The following is an 18,815-nucleotide window of genomic DNA, read 5'->3' as shown; positions in this document are numbered from 1 at the left end:
ACAGCCTCCATTGGACAACAAACTAGGAGTTCCGACCATCGGATATCGCCCTAATATCCAGTGTTTATGCGGGCTGCGGGGATTATTCAGGGACGACTCCCTACTGCCGCGCTCAGACATGCACGCCCTTGCTTCCCCGCCGACCGCGCCAACTCCGGCGGCTCCGAATGCGCCCCGAGAGCGGGCCGCCCCGCCCCACCGGCCAAGGACTACGGCGATGATCAGTGGCGATCGCAGGTCAGGATACGGCGGGAGGTCAAACCCAACTCAAAGAGACGGCAGTGCCGAAACCCATATTTGGCCAAGGCGCCTAACGGTGCAGGTCTTGTGCGGTGCGCCGGGGCCGGGCGGGCGGTGGGGCGCATTCGGAGCCGCCGGTGGGAACAGGGTCGGCGGGGAAGCAAGGGCGCAGCTGTTTGAGGACGGCAGTCGGGATAGCCCAGTGGGCTATCCCGGTCCGAGTTCTGCGCCCGCCCCGCCGGCCCTGTTCCCGCCGGGAAGTCCCGCGCAGCGGGACCGGCTTCGCTGCGCCCCACCGCCCGCCCGGCCCCGGCGCGCCGCACAAGACCGTGTGAAGAAAACCTAGAGCTGTTGGCCTGGCGCAAGATAATCGGCCAGGGCCATGCCGGCATCGTCGCCCGGAATGCGCTTGCGCTCGAACTCCGCCTCGCGCCCCCACGGCTTGGTCGCGTCCAACCCCAGCCTGCCCCAGTGATCCTTGTGCGGATCGCGATAGAAACCCGGAACATCCTTGATGACCATGGTGCGGGTGTCGGCCCTGCCGCGCGTCAGGAACGCCCAGACCACTTCCTCCATGTCGTAGATGTCGACATCCTCGTCCACCACCACGCACAGCTTGTTGTAGTCCAGGTGCGAGCCCATCGCGGCCAGCAGCACGTGCTGGGCGTGGCCTTCGTATTGCTTCCTGATCTTGACGATGGTGTTCATCACCGTCGGCCGGCACGTCACGTCGAGCACGCCGGCGACCTGGCCTTTCAGGTGCTTGTAGATGCGCGCGGCGGTGGCGGCCTCGAGCGGGCGCAGGTCTTCGTGCGAACCGCAGACCAGGCCGTGATAGAGGGCATCGCGCCGCCAGGAGACGTGCGTGACCTCGAATACGTGGTTGTCGCCGACCTCCACGTAGTAGCCCATGAATTCGCCGAACGGGCCTTCCGGCCGCCGCACATGGGGCAGGATGCGGCCCTCGATGACGATCTCCGCATCGGCGGGTACCGACAGGCCGATGGTCTTGCACGGCCGCATGGCCAGCGGCTGGCCGCGCATGGCGGCCGCCAGCGCGAGCTCGTTGCCTTCGGGCGGCAGCGATACGCACGCCGCCATGAATACCTCTGGCGGGGCGCCGACCAGGATGGCGGCCTCGAGCGGCTTGTCCTGGGCTTCGGCGGCCTGCTGGTAGCGGTACAGGTCGTGCGAGCTGCCCAGGCGTATGCGCAGTTCGTCGTCCGACACATAGAGCGAGCGGTGGAACGACAGGTTGGGCACGCCGGTCTGGGGATCGTTGGCGACGAATATGCCGGAGGTGATGTAGGCGCCGCCGTCGCGGCCATGGTGCGTCAGCAGCGGCAGGTCGCTCAGCTTGCCGCTGCACCAGTCGTCCTCCGGCGCCTCGCGCTGCCAGGTCTTGGCGCCGGCGGCCTCCTGGATCTGTTCGTCGAGCCGCTCGCAGAAGTTCTTCTCGCCGCAGCGGATGATCTCGCACAAGCGGTCATGGTTGCTGTAGACGTTGATGGTGACGGGCATGCCGCTGCCCTTGACCTTGTTGAACAGCACGGCCTTGCCGGACTTGCGCTGCAACTGCACCGCCACCGCGGCCAGCTCGTGGACGGGATCCACCTCGCGGTCGATGACGATCAGGTCGCCGCGCGCCTGGAGTTTGGAAAGGTAGTCTCTCATGGTTGGGAATCCAGAAGGCGGCCGGTCACTTCAGGTTGGGCAGCCACATGACGATTTGCGGGAAGGCGACGATCAGTCCGGTGAAAACCACCATCGCGATGAAGAAGGGGAAGGCAGCGCGCGCCACCTGCATGGCCGAGGTCTTGGTCAGGCCCTGGATCACGAACAGATTGAAGCCCACCGGCGGCGTCACCTGCGCCATCTCCACGGTCACCACCAGGAAGATGCCGAACCAGACCGCGTCGTAGCCCGCCGCGGTCACCAAGGGCAGTACGATGGGCAGGGTCATGACGATGGCCGAGATGCCGTCCAGGAAACATCCCAGCACCAGGTAAAGGCACAGTATCAGCACGATGAGCCCCACCGGCCCCAGGTGCAGCGGCTCGATCATCTGCGCGACCGCCTGCGGCACGCCCAGGTATCCCATCGCGGTGGAAAGAAAGCCGGCGCCCATGACGATGAGGCCGATCATGGACGAGGTGAATACCGTGCCCATCATGGCCTGGCGCAGGGCGGCCAGGCTCAGGTCGCGGGTGGCGGCGGCGATCGCCAGCGCACCCACCACGCCGACGGCGGCCGCTTCGTTGGGCGTGGCGATGCCGGTCATCATCGAGCCGATGATGGCGGCGATCAGCAGCAGGACGGGCAGCAGGTTCTTCAGCGCGGCGACGCGCTGGCCCCAGGAGTACGTCTCGCGCCCGGCCGGCACCAGGCCGGGGCGCAGCAGCACCAGCACCACGATGGTGGCGCTGAACATGGCGGCCAGCACCAGCCCCGGCACGATGCCCGCCAGGAACAGATCCAGCAGCGAGATCTGCGCCAGCACGCTGTAGACGATCATCACGATGGACGGGGGAATGAGAAAACCTATGGTGCCCGCGCCCGCCAGGGAACCCATGGCCAGCGAACCGGCATAGCCCCGGCGCGTCAGCTCGGGCAAGGTGATGCGGCCTATCGTTGCCGCCGTGGCGGCCGACGACCCCGATACCGCGGCGAACACGGTGCACGCCGCCACGTTGACGTGCGCCAGCCGGCCGGGCAGCCAGGTGGTCCAGGGAGCCAGCGCATCGAAGATCGCGGCCGCGATGCGGGTCCGGAACAGGATTTCGGCCATCAGCACGAACAGCGGCAAGGCCGACAGCTCCGCCACGGTGGCAGAGTTCCACGACAGTTGGCCCAGCAATACTTCCACGGGAGTGGACCGGAACAGCATCAGCCCGATCCCGCCCGTCGCCATGAGCCCCAGCCCCACCCAGACGCCCGCCCCCAGCAGGAGGATGAGCAGGCCGGCTACTACGAGAGCGATTTCTGTCATCGCAAGTTCTATTCCGTCGAGATGAGCGGGGCGTCGGCTGTACCCAGCTCGGCGGGCTCGTTGAGGATGACGCGCACCAGGCGCGCGGCGAACTGCAGCGCCAGGACGACGCCGCCCAGCGCGAACAGGGCCTGGAACGGCCACAGCAGGGAATTGCTGGGCAGGAAGGAGCGGGTCTGGTCCACGTAGGACACATAGGCCAGGCGCACCAGCGCATAGGCGAAAAAGCCGGCGACCAGCGTGGTAAAGGCGGTCGCGATGCCGTCGAGCAGACGGGCCCGGCCGGGCGCCAGCGCGTTCAGCGCCAGTTGCACCCGCACGTGGAAACCCGCGCGCAGCACGTACCCGCTGCCCGCCAGGAAGGAGATCGCCAGCAGGTAGCTGGCGTATTCCCACGCGAACTCCAGGCTCACGTCGAACAGCTTGCGCGAGAGGACTTCAGCTAGGATCAGCGCCAGCATGGCAGCGATGAGCCAGCACGCCAGCCGCGCGCCCCATAGCGACAATCGATCGATGCCGTCGAGCAGGGATCTCATCGGGAAGCGCCTGCCCGGTCGCGGTATTGCTTGAGCAGGGCCGGCACCGGCGGCGTGCGCTTGCCATAGGCGTCGACCATCTCGGCAGCCGCCTTTTTCAAGTCCGCGGTCACGGCGGCGGGCATGGGTTCGACCTGCATCCCGTGCTGGCGCAGCACCGCCACGGACTTGGCGTCGTCCTCCTGGCTCGCCTTCCAGAACGCGGGTTCGAGCTCGCGCGCGACTTTCTCGATGGCCGCGCGCTGCTCGGGCGCGAGCTTGTTCCAGGCCGCGAGGTTGATCGTGGCCACGTTGGACGACCACACGTGGTTGGTCTTGTATGCGTACTTCATGAACTCCCAGAAGCGGGAATCGACGGCCGTGCTGGCCGATGTGGTCACGCCATCGAGCCCGCCCGAAGCCAGCGCCGGCATCATGTCGGCGAACGTCATCTGCACGGGCGACATGCCCACGTGCTTGATCAGCTCGGACGTCACGCGGTCGGTCACCCGCACCTTGATGTTCTTGACGTCCGCGGTCGCCGCCACCGGCTTCTTGCTGAACAGGTACTGTTCCGGCCACGGCGTCATGTACAGCCGCTTCTGCCCGAAGCGCGCCAGCAGCTTGTCGTACTCGGGCAGCATGATGTCGTGCAGCGCGCGCAGCTGGCCGTAGTCCGCCACGAGGTAGGGCTGGGCCTCGAGCGCGAACAGGGGGGCATCGCCGACTTGCTGCGGCGAGTTGAATTCGGCCATGGGCACGATGCCATCGCGCACGGCGCGCAAGGTCTCGGGCCCCTTGAGCCCCAGTACGCCGCCGGCGTGGACGGTGATTTTCACTTGTCCGCCGGTGGCTTTGTCCACGGCATCCGCGAAGGCCATGGCATTCTTGGTGTGGAAGTTGCCCGGCGGCCAGGCGATGGCCATGTCCAGCCGGGTTTGCGCCGCGGCGGTGCCGCCCAGCGCCAGTACCGTGGCGCCCAGCAGCGCGCGGAAACGAATGGAGACAGACTGTCGTTGCATGGTCGTGCCTTTCCTTTTCTGGCTTGTGCGCGCGGTCAGCCGACCGCGCCCGGATGAAAATGTTGCGCGGTCTCGGGCGTCACATAGCCGAGCCGCAGATCGCGCTGGATGGCCTCGGGCGCGCGGCGCGACGGCTCGCCGTAGCCCGCGCCGCCCGGCACGTCGATGCGCAGGATCTCGCCGGCGGGCACCGTCTGCAGGCCCATCGAGCGCATGGGTGCACCGGCCGCCGTTCCCACCCAGCCCGGCGCGCCGTCGGCCCCGCCTTCCCGCCCCCGCGCGGGGTTGCGGACGCGGTCGAAAATGCCGAATACCTGGAACGGCGCGCCGTCGCGCGTGGCCACTTCCACGCGCTGGCCCAGTCCGCCCCGGTACTGGCCGGCACCGCCCGAATCGGGCAGCAGCTCCTTGCGCCAGATGACGATAGGCGCCGCGACTTCGCAGATCTCGACGGGAATGGAGCGGATGCCGCTGGGAAAGGCGGTGGCCGACAGCCCGTCTCCCTGCGGACGGGCGCCGGATCCGCCGGCGTTGAAGAACAGGATCTCGAACAGCGCCCCGCCCTCCATGCCGCCGCGCAGTTGCAGTCCCCAGTTGCACGCCGCGCCTTCCGCCGGAATACGTCCCGGCAGCGCGCCGGCCAGCGCGCCCAATGCCACTTCCGGCAGGAACTGGCCGATGATGTGGCGTGCGCAGACCGGCGCGGGATGCTGCACGTTGAGGATGGATCCCACCGGCGCGTCCACCTCCACCAGCGACAGCGACCCGGCGTTGTTCGGGACATCGGGCGCGACCGCCGCCCGGATGCCGAACGCGGCATAGGCGCGGGTGTAGTTCAGCACCAGGTTGATGCCCTTGGCGCTGGCGGCCGACGTGCCGTCGAAGGACACCCGTATGCGCTTGCCGTCCATCCGCACGGCGCAATGGATGTCGACCGGCTGGTCGTAGCCGTCGAGCCGCATGTGCGAGGTGAACGTCCCTTGCGGCAGGGCCTCGATGGCGGCCCGCATGCCGGCCGCCGACCGCTCCAGCAGGAACTCGGCGATGCGCGCCAGCCCGTCCTGGCCGAACTCGTCCAGCGTGGCCGCCAGCCGGCGGGCGCTGACCTCGTTCGCCGTCACATAGGAAAGGATGTCGCCCACCACGGGTTCCGGCTGGCGCACGTTGGCGCGCACGATGTCCAGCAGGTCTTCGTTCAACTGCCCGCCCCGGGCCAGCCGCAGGATGGGGATGTACAGGCCCTCTTCATACACGGACCGGCCGTCGGGCCCCTGGCCGAGGCCGCCGATGTCCACCTGGTGGCAGGTGCAGGCGAAGAATCCCACCACCTTCCCGTTCTGGAACGCCGGCGACAGGACGGTGACGTCGTGTAGGTGACCGGACGTGAGCCACGGGTCGTTGGTGATGAAGTGGTCGCCCTCGGCCATGGTGGAAGGCGGATGCTTGGCGAGGAAATGCCGGGCGCACGCCGCCATGGAATTGACGTGGCCCGGCGTGCCGGTGACGGCCTGCGCGATCAGCCGTCCTTCCAGGTCGAACAGCCCGGCCGAGAGATCCCCGGCCTCGCGGACGGTGGGCGAGAAGGCCGTCCGCATAAGGGTGCGGGCCTGCTCTTCCACCACGGCGATCAGGCGGCTCCAGAGCACCTGGGCCTTGATTTCCTCGGGCATGTCGCGTCCGGCCCGGCCGGCGGCCACCGCGGCGCCATCCAGCACGATGTCGCCTTCGGCGGTGGCGCTTACCTGCAGGCCGGCGGGCACCACGATGGTGGTCTCGTCCTCGACGAGCAGGGCCGGCCCCGCCAGCGTCGTCCCCGGCGCCACCGCCCCGGCCGGCAGGACTTGTCCGCTGACGAAATCGCGCAGTGTCTGGTCGTAGAACCGCCGCTGTCCCGCCTGGCGCGCAATGGCGTCCGGCGCGGCAACGGGCGCGACCTCGGCCACCGGGGCTTCGACCCGGACCGTCCAGCCCAGGACTTCGATCTGCGCGTCGGCGATGACGCGTCCGTACAAGGAACGGTAGGCGGCCTCGAAGGCCTCGGCCAGCATCCGCGCATCGTCTTGCTCGAACGGACGCCCGGGCAGTGCGACGCGGATTTCGTGCCCCTGCCCCTGATAGCGCATCCAGGCGGTGCGCTGCTCGCGGATTTCCGCGCCGGGCGCGGCCCGCCGCACCACGCGGTGCATCTCGCCGGCCAGTTCCTCGACGATGGCATTGGCCTCATGCGCATCGAAAGCCGAGAGCCGTACCTGCACACTGCGCGTGGTCTCGAATGCGATCGGCGCACGCAGGAAACCCAGGGCCGAGCCCACGCCGGCCCCTTCGGGAATGATCACCCGGTCCAGGCCCAGCTTGGCGGCCAGCCGCGCGGCGTGCAGCGGCGCCATGCCGCCGATGGCGATGAGGGCACGGCCGTCCACGCCCTTGCCGACCTCCACCGCGTGCTCATGCACGGCATTGGCCATGCCTTCGTCGATGATCTCGCAAATGCTCCATGCCGCATCGTCGGCCGACAGGCCGAGGGTGCGGCCCAGTCCGTCCAGCGCCGTGCGCGACGCGGCGGCGTCCAGCCGCATGCGCCCGCCGGCGAAGTGCTCGGCATCGAGCCGCCCCAGCGCCAGGTGCGCGTCGGTCACCGTCGGCTGCGTGCCGCCTCGCATATAGCAGGCCGGCCCGGGTACCGAACCCGCGCTCTCGGGACCGACCTGGAGCCGGCCAAGAGCGTCGACGTGGGCAATGGAGCCTCCGCCGGCGCCGATCTCGGCCAGTTCCACGACGGGGAACCGGAGCGGAATGCCGCTGCCGGCCTTGAAGCGCGCCAGCCGCGCCACTTCCATCGACCGCGCCGTCTGCGGCGCGCCGTCATCGATGAAGCAAAGCTTGGCGGTCGTGCCGCCGATGTCCAGCAGCAAGGCCCGGTCTATCCCCAGGCGGCGCGCCACGTCGGCCGCCAGGATGGCACCGCCCGCCGGGCCCGACTCGAGCAGGCGCACGGGGAAGCGGCGCGCCACGTCGACTTCGCACAAGCCGCCGTTGGACAGCATCAGCAACAGGGGAGCGCGCACGCCGCGTCCGGCCAATGCCTGCTCGAGGCGCTGGAGATAGCCTGCCATCACCGGCTGCACGTAGGCGTTCACGCACGTGGTGGCGAACCGTTCGAACTCGCGGATCTCGGGCGCGACTTCGGAAGATAGAGACACTTTCAGGTCGGGGCGCAGCCGCGCGAGCACCGCCGCGGCCTGCTTCTCGTGCGAGGGGTTCCGGTAGCTGTGCAGGAAACCGATGGCCACGGCTTCCACCCTTGCCGCGTCCAGGGCCGGCAGCAAGGCCTCGACCGCCGATTCGTCGAGCGGCCGCAGCACCTCGCCCGCGGCCGACATGCGCTCGCGCACCGTCAGGCGCAGGTCGCGCGGCACCAGCGGCTCGGGTTTGTCGACGTAGAGATCGTAGTGATCGTAGCGGCTTTCCGTGCCCATCTCGAGGGTATCGCGAAAGCCCTCGGTGGTGATGAATGCGATGCGCGCGCCGCGCCGCTCGATGACCGCGTTGGTCGCCAGCGTGGTGCCATGGACCACCGCATCCAGGTCGGCGGGCGCGAAACCCGCATCCGCCAGAATGCGGTCCAGGCCCTCGAGCACCGCCCGCTCCGGCGAGTCCGGCGTCGTCAGCACTTTCAGGAACCAGCGCCGGGTCGTACCGCCGCCGCTGGCCTCGAGGGCGAAATCGGTGAAGGTCCCGCCTATGTCTATACCCAACCGCAACAAGAACGTTTCTCCTCTTCAGGACCGCGGCGCCGGAATCAGCGCCAGGATCGATTCGCGCGCCTGGAGCATCAGGTCGCGCATGATGGTTTCGGCCGCCTGCGCATCGTGGCGGCCCAGCGCCGCGACCAGCAGTTGGTGATGCCGGACGACGATCTCGCGGTTGGACTTCTTCTCCAGGGTGGCTCGTCTCAGCGCCTGGATCTGGCTGTCGTGCCGGCTGGCCGCCTCCGCCAGCCGCTTGTTGCCCGCCAACCCGACCAGCACGACGCGAAAATCGTGGTTGGCCATGACGAACTTCTGCAAGGCGGGCCGCGGCAGGGCCGCCAGTTCGCGCCGCACGACCTCGTCCAGCGCGCGCAGCCCCTGCGGCGTCGCCAGCGTGGCGGCGCGCGCGGCCAGGTACGGCTCGATCAAGAGCCGCAGTTCCATGATCTCTTCGAGATCCGTGCGCGACAGCGAGGCCACCGAGGTGCCTCGCCCGGCCGCCAGCAGCCCTTCGTGGCGCAGGCGGGTGAGCGCCTCGCGCAGTGGCGTGCGCGAAACCCCGAGCATGGCCGCGAGCTGGGTCTCGGTCATGCGCACCGAAGGATCGATCTCGCCGTTGGCGATCTTCTCGTGGATCTGCCGATAGATACGCTCGGGAAGAGGATCGGTGCGCGGGATCTGTTCGAAGGGAAGGGAGGATGGCGCTTTCATGGTCGTGGAGGGAATCATCGGCCAGGCGCCGCAAAAAAACAATTGTTTTTTGCATACCGAGTTCCCATTTCGATGATCCGGGAACCGATGTCGAAGATTTCCCCGTACGCCTCGCGCCGCGCAGCCGCGCGGACTATCCGGGCGCCCACTGCGGCCCCAGGTAGTCGGCCAGGTCGATCGCCTCCTCGCCCGGTATACGCTTGCGCGCGAACTCGGCCTCGCGCCCCCACGGCCGGGTCGCGTCCAGGGCCAGGCGGCCCCAGTGGTCCTTGTGGGGATCGCGATAGAACCCGGGAACGTTGGGCACCACCATGCTGCGCGTGTCCGCCCTTCCGCGCGTCACGAACGCCCAGACCACCTCGTCCATGTCGTAGATGTCGACGTCCTCGTCCACCACCACGCAGAACTTGTTGTAGTCCAGGTGGGCGCCCATGGCCGCCAGCAGGGCATGGGCGCCGTGGCCCTCGTACTGCTTGCGGATCTTGATGATGGTGTTCATCACGGTGGGCTGGCACGACACGTCCAGCACCCCGGGAACCTGGCTCTTTAGCGCCTGGTAGATACGGGCGGCCGTGGCCGCCTCGAGCGGCCGCAAGTCTTCCTTCGAGCCACAGATCAGCCCGTGGAAGATCGCGCCCTTGCGCCAGCCGACGTGGGTCACCTCGAAGACGTGGTTGTCGCCGACCTCGACGTAGTAGCCCATGAATTCGCCGAACGGGCCCTCGGGCCGCCGCACGTTGGGCAGGATGCGTCCTTCGATCACGATGTCGGCCGCCGCGGGCACCGACAGATCGATGGTCTTGCATCGCCTCATGCGCAGTGGCCCGCCGCGTATGGCCGCCGCCAGGGCGAGTTCGCTGGCCTCCGGGGGCAGCGACACGCACGCCGCCATGAAAAGTTCGGGGGCGGCGCTGACCAGGATCGCCGCCTCGAGCGGCTTGCCGTCGCGCTCGGCCGCCTCCTGGTAGCGGGCGAGGTCATGCGTGCTGCCCAGGCGTACCCTCAGTTCGCCGTCGGAGATCTTCATCGCCCGGTGGAACGACAGGTTGGGCACGCCGCTGTGCGGATGCCTGGCCAGGAAGATGCCCGAGGTGATGTAGGGACCGCCATCACGTTCGTGATAAGTGAGTATGGGCAGGTCGGACAGGCGTCCGGCGCACCAGTCGGAATGGGCGTCCTCTTCCTCCGCCCATCCGCCCTGCCCGATGGAGGCAGCCAGCGCGATCTCCTCGCCCAGGCGCTCGCAGAAGGTCTTCCTGCCGCAGCGGATCACCTCGCGCAGCCGCTGGTGGTCGCTGTAGACGTTCATCACCACCGGCAATTCGCTGCCCTTGACGTGGGTGAACACCACGGCCTGTTTCGACTCGTCCTGCAGCCGCCGGGCAATGGCCGCGGCCTCGAAACGCGGATCGACCTCCTTGTGGACGACAACCAGCTCTCCTCGGGCCTGCAGCTTGTCGAGGTAGTGTCTCATTGGTGAATAACGGGCTTTCGATACAGGAACCCGACGATAGCAACCCACCACGCCCCGCTTGTGTGCCGACCGAAGCGAAACCTAGGATTCCGGAACAAGTTTTGGGCGCCGTCCGCACGCCGCGCACAATGCGGGTGCGCGGCCGCCTCCCCCGACGCGCGTCCGTGGATGGTATGAAAACTGCTTGCCATCACGGGCGGGCGGCGCGGCGTACGCGTGTTAGCCCCGATTGTTCCCTGGCCTGCCCCACCGTACCGTATGGCCCGGCGAGCTTCCGACCGCACGGAGAGTTGATGAGCATCTTCCCATTTCGCGCCGATCATGGCGACGACGGCCTGTTCAGGACGCGGCTCGCGGGCCGGCACGCCCGCACCACCGAGGCGTTCCACTGCCTGCGGGCAACCGCCGAGCACGCCGCGGCGCCCCATGCGAAAGGCCCGGCGCTCTACGGACAGCGCGTGGCCGCTTCCGACGACCCGGCCGAAGGCTATTGGGAGATGATCAGCCTGCGGGACGAGATCTTCCTCGTCGTCACGAGCTGCCACTATGCCAAGGAACGCACCGAAAGCGTGCTGCCCGAAGGCTTCGTCGAGTTCCACTTCATCCTCAAGGGCCCGGCCCGCGTGGAGTTCTCCGAATCGGGCCAGGTACAGATCGGATCGCCGAACCTGACGGTGGTGCAGCAGGGCGACGACATGCTCTACCAGGTGCACTGCGGTCCGGGACCATGGCGCTCGGTCAGCCTGTACGTCACGCAGGAATACTTCGATGCCTTCGCCAAGGCGTCGCTGGGCGCGGACAACTCGTTCCAGAAGAAGCTCAACGCGGTCGGCAACGAACAGGTCTCCTGCCACCAGATGCCGGTAGGCGTGGAAGTGATCCATGCCATCGAAAAGCTGCTCGCCAATCCCTATCAGGGCTACCGCCGCCTGCTGTTCGCCGAGGCCAAGGCCTGCGAAATCCTGTGCGCGTCCCTCGACCTCTGGCAGCACCACATCGAGAACGAGAACGCCCCCGGCGTCTTCTCCACCCGCGATCTGCGCCTCATCGAAAAGGCGCGCGACATCATGCTCTCGGACATGACCCGCGTGCCGACCATCCCGGAGCTGGCGCGGGCGGTGGGCACCAATACCTCCAAGCTCAAGCGGGGATTCAAGTTCCTCTACGGCATGACGGTATTCGAGTTCGGCCACAGCCACCGCATGAACCGGGCGCTGAACCTGCTGATCCAGGATCGCCTGTCGGTCAACGAAGTGGCCTGTGCCGTCGGCTACCAGCACCAGACCAGCTTCACCGCCTCGTTCCGCGAACACTTCGGCTTCGCGCCCAAGGATGCCCGGCGCATGAGCAACCCCGAGGAAATCCTGGCGCGCCACGCCGACCCGCTGAACCCGCCGGGAATGCCTTAGGGCTCGTACCCCCGAAAGAACCTCGCGCCTCGTTGGGAAACAGATACCTTTTCTAGGAAATCGGCAGTGATGCGCGCCGCGAGCTGATGGCCGCCCGATGCTTCGCATAGGATCGCCCCATCCCCAATGGGAATCACTAGCGAGGAAACAATGGCAGTCATGGAAGTACGGAATCCGCGCAGCGGCGAAATGGATTACCGGTTCGATCCCACCAGCGCGGCCGAGGTCGAGGCCAAGGCGAAGAAGGCACGCGAGGCGCAGCGCGCCTGGTTCTCCGGCGGACTGGAACGCCGCATCGCCATCCTGAAGAAATGGGCCGAGTCGCTGGGCCGCCATGCGGCCGACATCACCGCGGCGCTCAGCGTCGATACCGGCCGCACGCGCATCTCGCACGAGGAACTGGGCGCGGTCGAGCATTTCATCCACGGGTACTGCGAAGCCGCGCCTCAGGTACTGGCGCAGCCTTTCCGCAAGTTCTCGCACAACGACGAGATCATCTTCAAGACCACGCTGGTTCCCTACCCGCTGGTCGGCGTCATCAGTCCCTGGAACTTCCCCCTGGTGCTGTCGTTCATCGATGCGATTCCCGCGCTGGTCGCGGGCGCGGCGGTCATGATCAAGCCCAGCGAAGTCACCCCTCGCTTCGTCGAGCCCCTGCAACGCTCCATCGACGACGTGCCGGAACTGGCCGGCATCATCACGCTGGTGCGCGGCGCGGCCGAGACCGGCCAGGCCGTGGTCGCCAACAGCGACGCCATCGTCTTCACCGGCAGCATCGCCACCGGCCGCAAGATCGCCGTGGCCGCGGCGCAGGCCTTCATCCCGGCATTCCTGGAACTGGGCGGCAAGGACCCCGCCGTCGTGCTGGCCGGGTCCGACCTGGCCCGCGCGGCCACCAGCATCCTGCGCAGCGCCATCTACAACACCGGCCAGGTCTGCTATGCGATCGAGCGCGTCTACGTGGACGCATCGGTGCACGACGACTTCGTGGCCGAGCTGCTGCGCCAGGCCGCCACGCTCAGGCGCAGTTTCGCCGCCGGCGACGGCGGCCACTACGGCCCCTTCATCTTCGAGGCGCAAGGCGGCATCGTACAGGCGCAACTCCAGGACGCCGTCGCGCGCGGCGCCAAGATCCTGTCCGGCGGCAAGGTCGAGACCGTGGACGGCGCCATCTGGCTGGATCCGACCATCGTTACCGATGTCGACCATACGATGAAGATCATGGCCGAGGAAACGTTCGGTCCGGTCGTTCCCGTCATGAAGTTCAAGACCATCGAAGAAGCCGCGCACCTGGTCAACGATTCCGTCTTCGGTTTGTCGGGCGCCGTGTTCGGGCCCGATACCCACACCGCGGGCGACTTCGCCACCCTCATGGAAGCCGGCGGCGTGAGCATCAACGACACGGAGCTGCAGCGCGGCATGATGTTCGACGGCGAAAAAACGGCCTTCAAGATGTCCGGCATGGGCGGTTCGCGCTACGGCGCGACCAGCATCCTGCGCTATGTGCGCAAGCGGGCGCTGATCGCCAACGAGGGCGGCATCAAGCCGTTGACCGAGTTGGCAGAGATCGAGGCCTGATGCCCCCGGCCCGCGCGTCCAGCGGCGCGCGGGCCTTCACTCTCGGCAGGAGATTACCGTGCTCCGCAAGACTCTCGGCCGGCTGCTGGCCGGCACCGCCCTCGCGGCCGCTTGCGCCGCCGCCAACGCGCAAGAACCCACCGTCGTCGGCATCGCCAACTTCGGCCCGCATCCCGCGCTCGACCAGAGCGTGGCCGGTTTCAAGGAGGAACTGGCCAGGCTGGGCTACGTGGACGGCAAGAACGTGCGCTTCGTCTACAGCGACGCCAACTTCACGCCGGCCATGATTCCCCAGATCCTGAACCAGATCGAGGCGAACAAGCCGTCGGTCATCCTGACCGTCACCACGCCGGTGTCGCAGGCCGCCATCACCAGCATCACCGACAAGCGCATTCCGCTGGTGTTCGTGCTGATCAGCGATCCCGTCGCCGCCGGCCTGGTGCCGAACTGGAAGCAGGGCGGCACGCGCTTCGTGGGATCGGCCAGCGCGATGGACTACGACGCGGTACTGGAATTCGCCCGGCAGATCTTCCCCAACGCCAGGCGGTTCGGCGTGCTGTACGCGCCGGGCGAAGCCAACGACGTGGTGGCGATGAAATCCATCGAAGGTGCGGCCAAGCGGGCAGGCCTGGACCTGCAGGCGGTCAGCGTGGATTCGGCCATCGACGTACAGCAGCGTACCCAGATGCTGGCCGGCGTGGACTTCGTCTACGCGATAGGGTCGAGCCTCGTGCAGTCTTCCATGCCGGCGCTGGCCTCGGTCACCGACCGCTACCGCATCCCCATCCTTAGCGCGGAAACCGAACTGATCAAGAAGGGCGTGGTCGCCGTTTCCTATGCCGCCTCCTACCAGGTGCAGGGCGCGCATGCGGCGCAGTTGGCGGCGGAGCTGCTCAAGGGCCGCAAGACCACCGAGCTGGCGCCGGTCAAGCCGGGTCGCAAGGACTATGCCGCGCTGATCAGCCGCAAGAAATTCGCCCAGTTGGGCAAGCCCATTCCGGCGGCCTTCGAGCACTGCAACTGTTTCGTGGATTGAGCCCCGTGTCTCGCGCCCGGCCCCTGCACGGCGTGTCCATCGGCATACTGCTGCTGGACACGGGCTTCCAGCGCGTCCCCGGCGATATCGGCCACGCGGCCACCTGGCCCTTCCGGGTCCAGTATGCGGTGGTCAAGCGCGCGACCGGCGCCCGCGTGGCCGGCCCCGAGGCCGGCGGCACGCTGGATCTGTTCGCGCGCGCCGCTGCCGGGCTGGCGGCCATGGGAGTGGACGGCATCGTGACCAGTTGCGGCTTCCTGGCGGTGCTGCAACGCGAACTGGCCGCACGCTGCCCGGTACCCATCGCCACCTCCAGCCTGCTGCAGATTCCCCTGGCGCAGGCGCTGCTGGCGCCCGGCAGGACCGTGGGCGTGCTGACGCCCGTGGCCGAAGCCTTGACTCCCGCCCACTTCCGGGGCGTGGGCGTGGCCGGCATGCCCCCCATCGAAGGATTGCCGCCGGACTCGCTGTTCAAGCGCGACCTGCTGGAAAACCGGACGACGTTCGACGTCGCGGCGCACGAACGCGAGGTGGTCGCGGCGGCCCGCCGGCTGGTCGACCGGCATCCCGAGGTCGGCGCCATCGTCAGCGAATGCGCGAATTTCCCGGTCCATTCGGCGGCGGTGGAGGCCGATCTGGGGCTGCCGGTGTTCGACGCCTATACCCTGGTGTCCTGGCTCCACGCGGGGCTGAGGCCCCGCGCCTTCACCGCCGGGGCTTCCAGGGAAGCCTGACCTCGGCCAGCGCGCCGAAGGCCGCCTCGGCCTGCACCTCCAGCTCGCGCAGCCGGGCGGCGATCCATCCCAGCGCGAACCAGGCCTGCGAATGCGCGTCGGCCAGTCCGGCATAGTGCGTACGCGCCACGACCAGGTCGTTGATCTCGCCCAGGATGTCCTGCAGCGCCGCGAGCTTCTTGCGATAGGCGCGCACGCGCCCGGCGCGGTACAGGGGCGCCGACAGGGCGAGCCCGTAGCGCAGGCGCTTGGCCAGCTTGCGCAGCGCATGGCGGCGCTCGTCCTCCAGGCGCACGAAATGCCGTCCCTCGCGGACCAGCCGGCCGTGCCACTTCCGCAGGCGCCGCGTGACGGCGCGAGCCAGGCGGACGGCGCGCGCGGGTTCAGGCGCCACGGCCGGCGGGGGCTCCGGCAGCCCGCCGGCCAGGGGCAAGCGGGTGGCCGGCTCGCGTATCCCCACGTTCCAGGCCAGCAGGCCCAGCAGCCACGACTGGAAATCCACGGACGACGCCAGGGCGGCCGCATCCGTCCCGGCCGCCGGCTGCCACGGCAGGGGCGGCATGCCGGCGTCGACCAGGGCGGACAGGACCTCGCCGCCCATCACGTCCTGGTCGCGGACCCGGCCGAACTCGGCGAAATGCCTGCGCGCGCCGTCCTGCAAGGCAGCCGGAGGCAACTCCGCATGGCCATCGAGCAGCTTCCAGGCCGAGCGCAGCCGGCGCATGCCGACGCGCAACTGGTGCACGTGCTCGGCGCCGCCCAGCCGAACCCCGGGAGGCGCGTCGGCGGCGGCCAGCGGCGCCGCGTTGCGGGCGATCTGTTCGAAGCATTCGGCGGTCATCGCGGCCAACGCCTCGTCGGGCGTCTCGTCCTGGCCCAGGGCTATCCCCGCGGCCAAGCGCGGCGACCAGAACGCGGCGATCTCCGCCTCCCTGACCTGGGGCCGTTCATCCAGCGGCGCGGCGGCGATGCGGGCCGCGGCGTTGGCCAGCCCGTCGCCGCGCTCGGCCTTGCTGCGCAGGTCCAGCACCAGGCCGTGCCGGGCCAGCCAGCGGCCGGCCACGACGAACAGCGCCTGGGGCCGCCCGGATACCAGCTCGAACTCCAGCTCGCATACCGGCAGCTCCAACCCCTGCGCCCGGATCGCGCCCTCGTCGTACGCCACTTCCACCGTACCCGCGCGGGTGCGCACGGCGGCCGCCTTGCGCCAGACGTCGGTCTCGTAGCGCACCCCCAGCTCGGCACCCAGGCCGGCCAGCACCGCTTCCGCCGGCGTGCCGGCATAGACGGAAAGGTCCAGCGCGCGGCCGGGACTGGGATGGTTCAATTCGACGCGCGACAGGGCATCGGCGCCGGCCATCTTGAAGGTCTGCACCCACCTCCGGCCCTCCTGGCGCAGCCGGATCGCCGCGCGCTGGCGGGCCAGTTGCCTGTCGGGAGTGTCGAAGTACATCGCGCGCAGGCGCGTGCGGGGCGCGGATGACAGGGAAGCGAACTGGCCGGCGACGGCCTTGCGCGCGGCCCAGGGGACGGAAAACTTGAGTTCTTGTTCTAGCATGAGGACGGAAAGCGAGCCATGACGGAAAATTTTCGACATGGTAGAGCTCGCCGCCCTTGAAAATGATGACAGGTCATCTGGGCGTCACAATCTGCGACCGCGGCGGCCTGCGCCACCCCCTCCCCGGATCAAAAACGGGTATTCCGGGTGACCGACCAGCGCGCGGACAACGCCCCCAGCAGGGCCACCCCCACCACGAAGGCCGCCAGCCATTCCCATTGCGGCAGGCGCAACGCGAATTCGGTCCCGTAGCTGCGCGCCAGGTCCGCCAGCGCGGCGTTCAGCGGATCCAGCACCACGGCCACGAGCCCGATCGCGGCCAGCGCCGCCACGCCGCAACTGATCGCGCCCAGGTACAGGAAAGGCCGCCGCACGAAGGATTCGGTGGCGCCCACCAGCCGCGCGACGCCGATCTCCTCGCGCTGGGACAGGGCCTGCATGCGCACGGTATTGAATACCGCCGCCAGCACGGCCACCGCCACCACCAGGGCCAGGAACAGCAGGCTCGCGCGGGCGAAGCGCAGGATGGCCTCCAGCCGCTGCACCCAGGCGCTGTCCACCTGCACCATGTCGACCTTGGCCCAGGTCTTCCACAGGGCCGCCAGCTTGGCCGACCGCTGGGCCAGGTCCTCGCCCTCCAGCGTGACGACGATGGCGTCGGGCAGGGGATTGTCGGGCAGCACCGCCAGGGCCTGGGCGTAGGCCGGGTTGGCCTTGAGCTCGGCCAGCGCGCGGTCGCGGCTGATCACCCGCAGGCCCCGGATCTCGCTGGCGTGATCGCGCCGGATCCGGTCGGCCACGGCCCCGGTCTCGGCCGGCGTGGCGCTGACCTGCATGAAGACGGTCATCTCGGGGTCGGCCGTCAGGTGGTTGGCCACCGGGCGCAGCGACATCAGGGCCGTGGCCCCCAGCAGCGGAATGGCCAGCGCCAGCGTGATGACGAGGATGTTGGCGATGGACGAGAACGGCTGCGACAGCAGGCGGCGCAGGGTCACGCCCAGCGCATAGCGATGTTGGCGGATCAGGGGACTCATGCCTCGACCTCCCCGCCCAGGCGCGGCGTGCGCTTGCCGCCGTCGGTGACCTTGCCTTCCTTCACCAGCAGCACGCGCGTCGCGTAGTCGGTGATCAGGCTTTCGTCGTGCGTGGCCAGGATCGTGGTCACGCCCACGCGGTTGAAGTCGCGGAAGACCTCGACGATGCGGCGGGCGCTCTCGCGGTCCAGGTTGGCGGTGGGTTCGTCGGCGATCAGCAGGCCGGGACGGTTGACGATGGCGCGCGCGATGGCCAGCCGCTGCTGGTCGCCGCCCGACAGTTCCTGCGGCCGCAACCCGTCCTTGCCGGACAGGCCGACCCGCTCGATGGCGGCGTGGGCGCGCTTGGCGGCGGCCGCGCGCGAATGGCCGGTCACCGTCAGGGGCAGCATGACGTTCTCGAAGGCGCTGCGGTCGCTCAGCAGGTGCACGTCCTGCAGGATGGTGCCGATGGCGCGCCGCAGGTAGGGCCGGAACCGGCCGGGCAGCTTGCCGACGTTCTTCCCGTTGACCAGGACCGTGCCCCGGTTGGGGACGTCCAGCCCCGCGATGAGCTTCAGCAGGGTCGACTTGCCCGCCCCGGAAGGGCCGGAGACGAAGACGAATTCACCTTGGGCGATGCCGAAGGTCACATCGGCCAGCGTGTCGATGCCGCGGCCGTAGGATTTGTAGACTTGCTGGAATTCGATCATGAGGTCGAAATAGTAACCTGGGCCGTCCGGAGACGACAGGCCCCGAGGTTTTCATCATACCGAACACATGCTAC

14 protein-coding genes are annotated in these 18,815 nt (G+C 68.6%); 4 read left to right on the top strand and 10 right to left on the bottom strand.

Annotation, left to right across the window (positions count from 1 at the left end):
- Positions 1-582 precede the first annotated feature (582 nt).
- The 7 genes from ABD104_RS24975 to ABD104_RS24945 all read right to left on the bottom strand — a co-directional run bounded on the left by ABD104_RS24975 (position 583) and on the right by ABD104_RS24945 (position 10,700).
- Entirely contained in the window at positions 583-1,914 is a 1,332-nt protein-coding gene (locus tag ABD104_RS24975; protein WP_343928414.1) for a UbiD family decarboxylase, read from the bottom strand.
- 25 nt (positions 1,915-1,939) lie between these two features.
- Positions 1,940-3,229 carry a TRAP transporter large permease gene (locus ABD104_RS24970; protein WP_087779909.1) on the bottom strand — a complete coding sequence of 430 codons (1,290 nt, stop codon included), beginning with the start codon at positions 3,227-3,229 and terminating at the stop codon, positions 1,940-1,942.
- Between the two features lie 8 nt (positions 3,230-3,237).
- Complete coding sequence (locus tag ABD104_RS24965) at positions 3,238-3,765, bottom strand: TRAP transporter small permease subunit (RefSeq protein ID WP_343928413.1); 528 nt, start codon at positions 3,763-3,765, stop codon at positions 3,238-3,240.
- Positions 3,762-4,766, bottom strand: coding sequence for a TRAP transporter substrate-binding protein (locus ABD104_RS24960; protein WP_343928412.1), 1,005 nt, complete (start codon positions 4,764-4,766; stop codon positions 3,762-3,764). The genes ABD104_RS24965 and ABD104_RS24960 overlap by 4 nt, the downstream gene beginning before the upstream one ends.
- A gap of 35 nt (positions 4,767-4,801) precedes the next feature.
- Positions 4,802-8,530 (bottom strand): hydantoinase B/oxoprolinase family protein, encoded by a 3,729-nt coding sequence (locus ABD104_RS24955; protein ID WP_343928411.1) that lies wholly within the window; start codon positions 8,528-8,530, stop codon positions 4,802-4,804.
- A 15-nt stretch (positions 8,531-8,545) separates the two neighbouring features.
- Entirely contained in the window at positions 8,546-9,226 is a 681-nt protein-coding gene (locus ABD104_RS24950) for a GntR family transcriptional regulator (RefSeq protein WP_343928410.1), read from the bottom strand.
- A gap of 133 nt (positions 9,227-9,359) precedes the next feature.
- Positions 9,360-10,700 carry a UbiD family decarboxylase gene (locus tag ABD104_RS24945; RefSeq protein WP_343928409.1) on the bottom strand — a complete coding sequence of 447 codons (1,341 nt, stop codon included), beginning with the start codon at positions 10,698-10,700 and terminating at the stop codon, positions 9,360-9,362.
- A 293-nt stretch (positions 10,701-10,993) separates the two neighbouring features.
- Between ABD104_RS24945 and ABD104_RS24940 the strand changes: the two genes are divergently transcribed.
- From ABD104_RS24940 to ABD104_RS24925, 4 genes are all read left to right on the top strand, one after another.
- Entirely contained in the window at positions 10,994-12,109 is a 1,116-nt protein-coding gene (locus ABD104_RS24940) for a helix-turn-helix transcriptional regulator (protein WP_343928408.1), read from the top strand.
- A 126-nt stretch (positions 12,110-12,235) separates the two neighbouring features.
- The gene (locus ABD104_RS24935; protein WP_343928407.1) at positions 12,236-13,687 is read left to right on the top strand and encodes an aldehyde dehydrogenase family protein; all 1,452 of its coding nucleotides are present in this window, start codon (positions 12,236-12,238) and stop codon (positions 13,685-13,687) included.
- A 58-nt stretch (positions 13,688-13,745) separates the two neighbouring features.
- A complete protein-coding gene (locus ABD104_RS24930) occupies positions 13,746-14,723 on the top strand; it encodes an ABC transporter substrate-binding protein (protein WP_343928406.1) in 978 nt (325 codons plus the stop codon).
- A 5-nt stretch (positions 14,724-14,728) separates the two neighbouring features.
- Positions 14,729-15,457: an aspartate/glutamate racemase family protein gene (locus tag ABD104_RS24925; protein WP_343928405.1), complete on the top strand. Its 729-nt coding sequence runs from the start codon at positions 14,729-14,731 to the stop codon at positions 15,455-15,457.
- Here the strand turns inward: ABD104_RS24925 and ABD104_RS24920 are convergent.
- The 3 genes from ABD104_RS24920 to ABD104_RS24910 all read right to left on the bottom strand — a co-directional run bounded on the left by ABD104_RS24920 (position 15,429) and on the right by ABD104_RS24910 (position 18,741).
- Complete coding sequence (locus ABD104_RS24920; protein WP_343928404.1) at positions 15,429-17,015, bottom strand: CYTH and CHAD domain-containing protein; 1,587 nt, start codon at positions 17,013-17,015, stop codon at positions 15,429-15,431. The two genes, ABD104_RS24925 and ABD104_RS24920, sit on opposite strands and share 29 nt — an antisense overlap.
- 128 nt (positions 17,016-17,143) lie before the next feature.
- Positions 17,144-18,049, bottom strand: a complete 906-nt coding sequence (locus tag ABD104_RS24915; RefSeq protein WP_087838420.1) for a cell division protein FtsX — start codon at positions 18,047-18,049, stop codon at positions 17,144-17,146.
- A complete protein-coding gene (locus ABD104_RS24910) occupies positions 18,046-18,741 on the bottom strand; it encodes a cell division ATP-binding protein FtsE (RefSeq protein ID WP_279814427.1) in 696 nt (231 codons plus the stop codon). Before ABD104_RS24910 ends, ABD104_RS24915 begins: the two co-directional genes overlap by 4 nt.
- Between the last annotated feature and the right edge of the window lie 74 nt (positions 18,742-18,815).

The sequence above is a fragment of the Pigmentiphaga daeguensis genome (assembly GCF_039523035.1).
Lineage (GTDB): Bacteria > Pseudomonadota > Gammaproteobacteria > Burkholderiales > Burkholderiaceae_B > Pigmentiphaga > Pigmentiphaga daeguensis.
The sequence above is the reverse complement of the archived record's forward strand: the minus strand, read 5'-3'. Positions and strand labels throughout refer to the sequence as shown.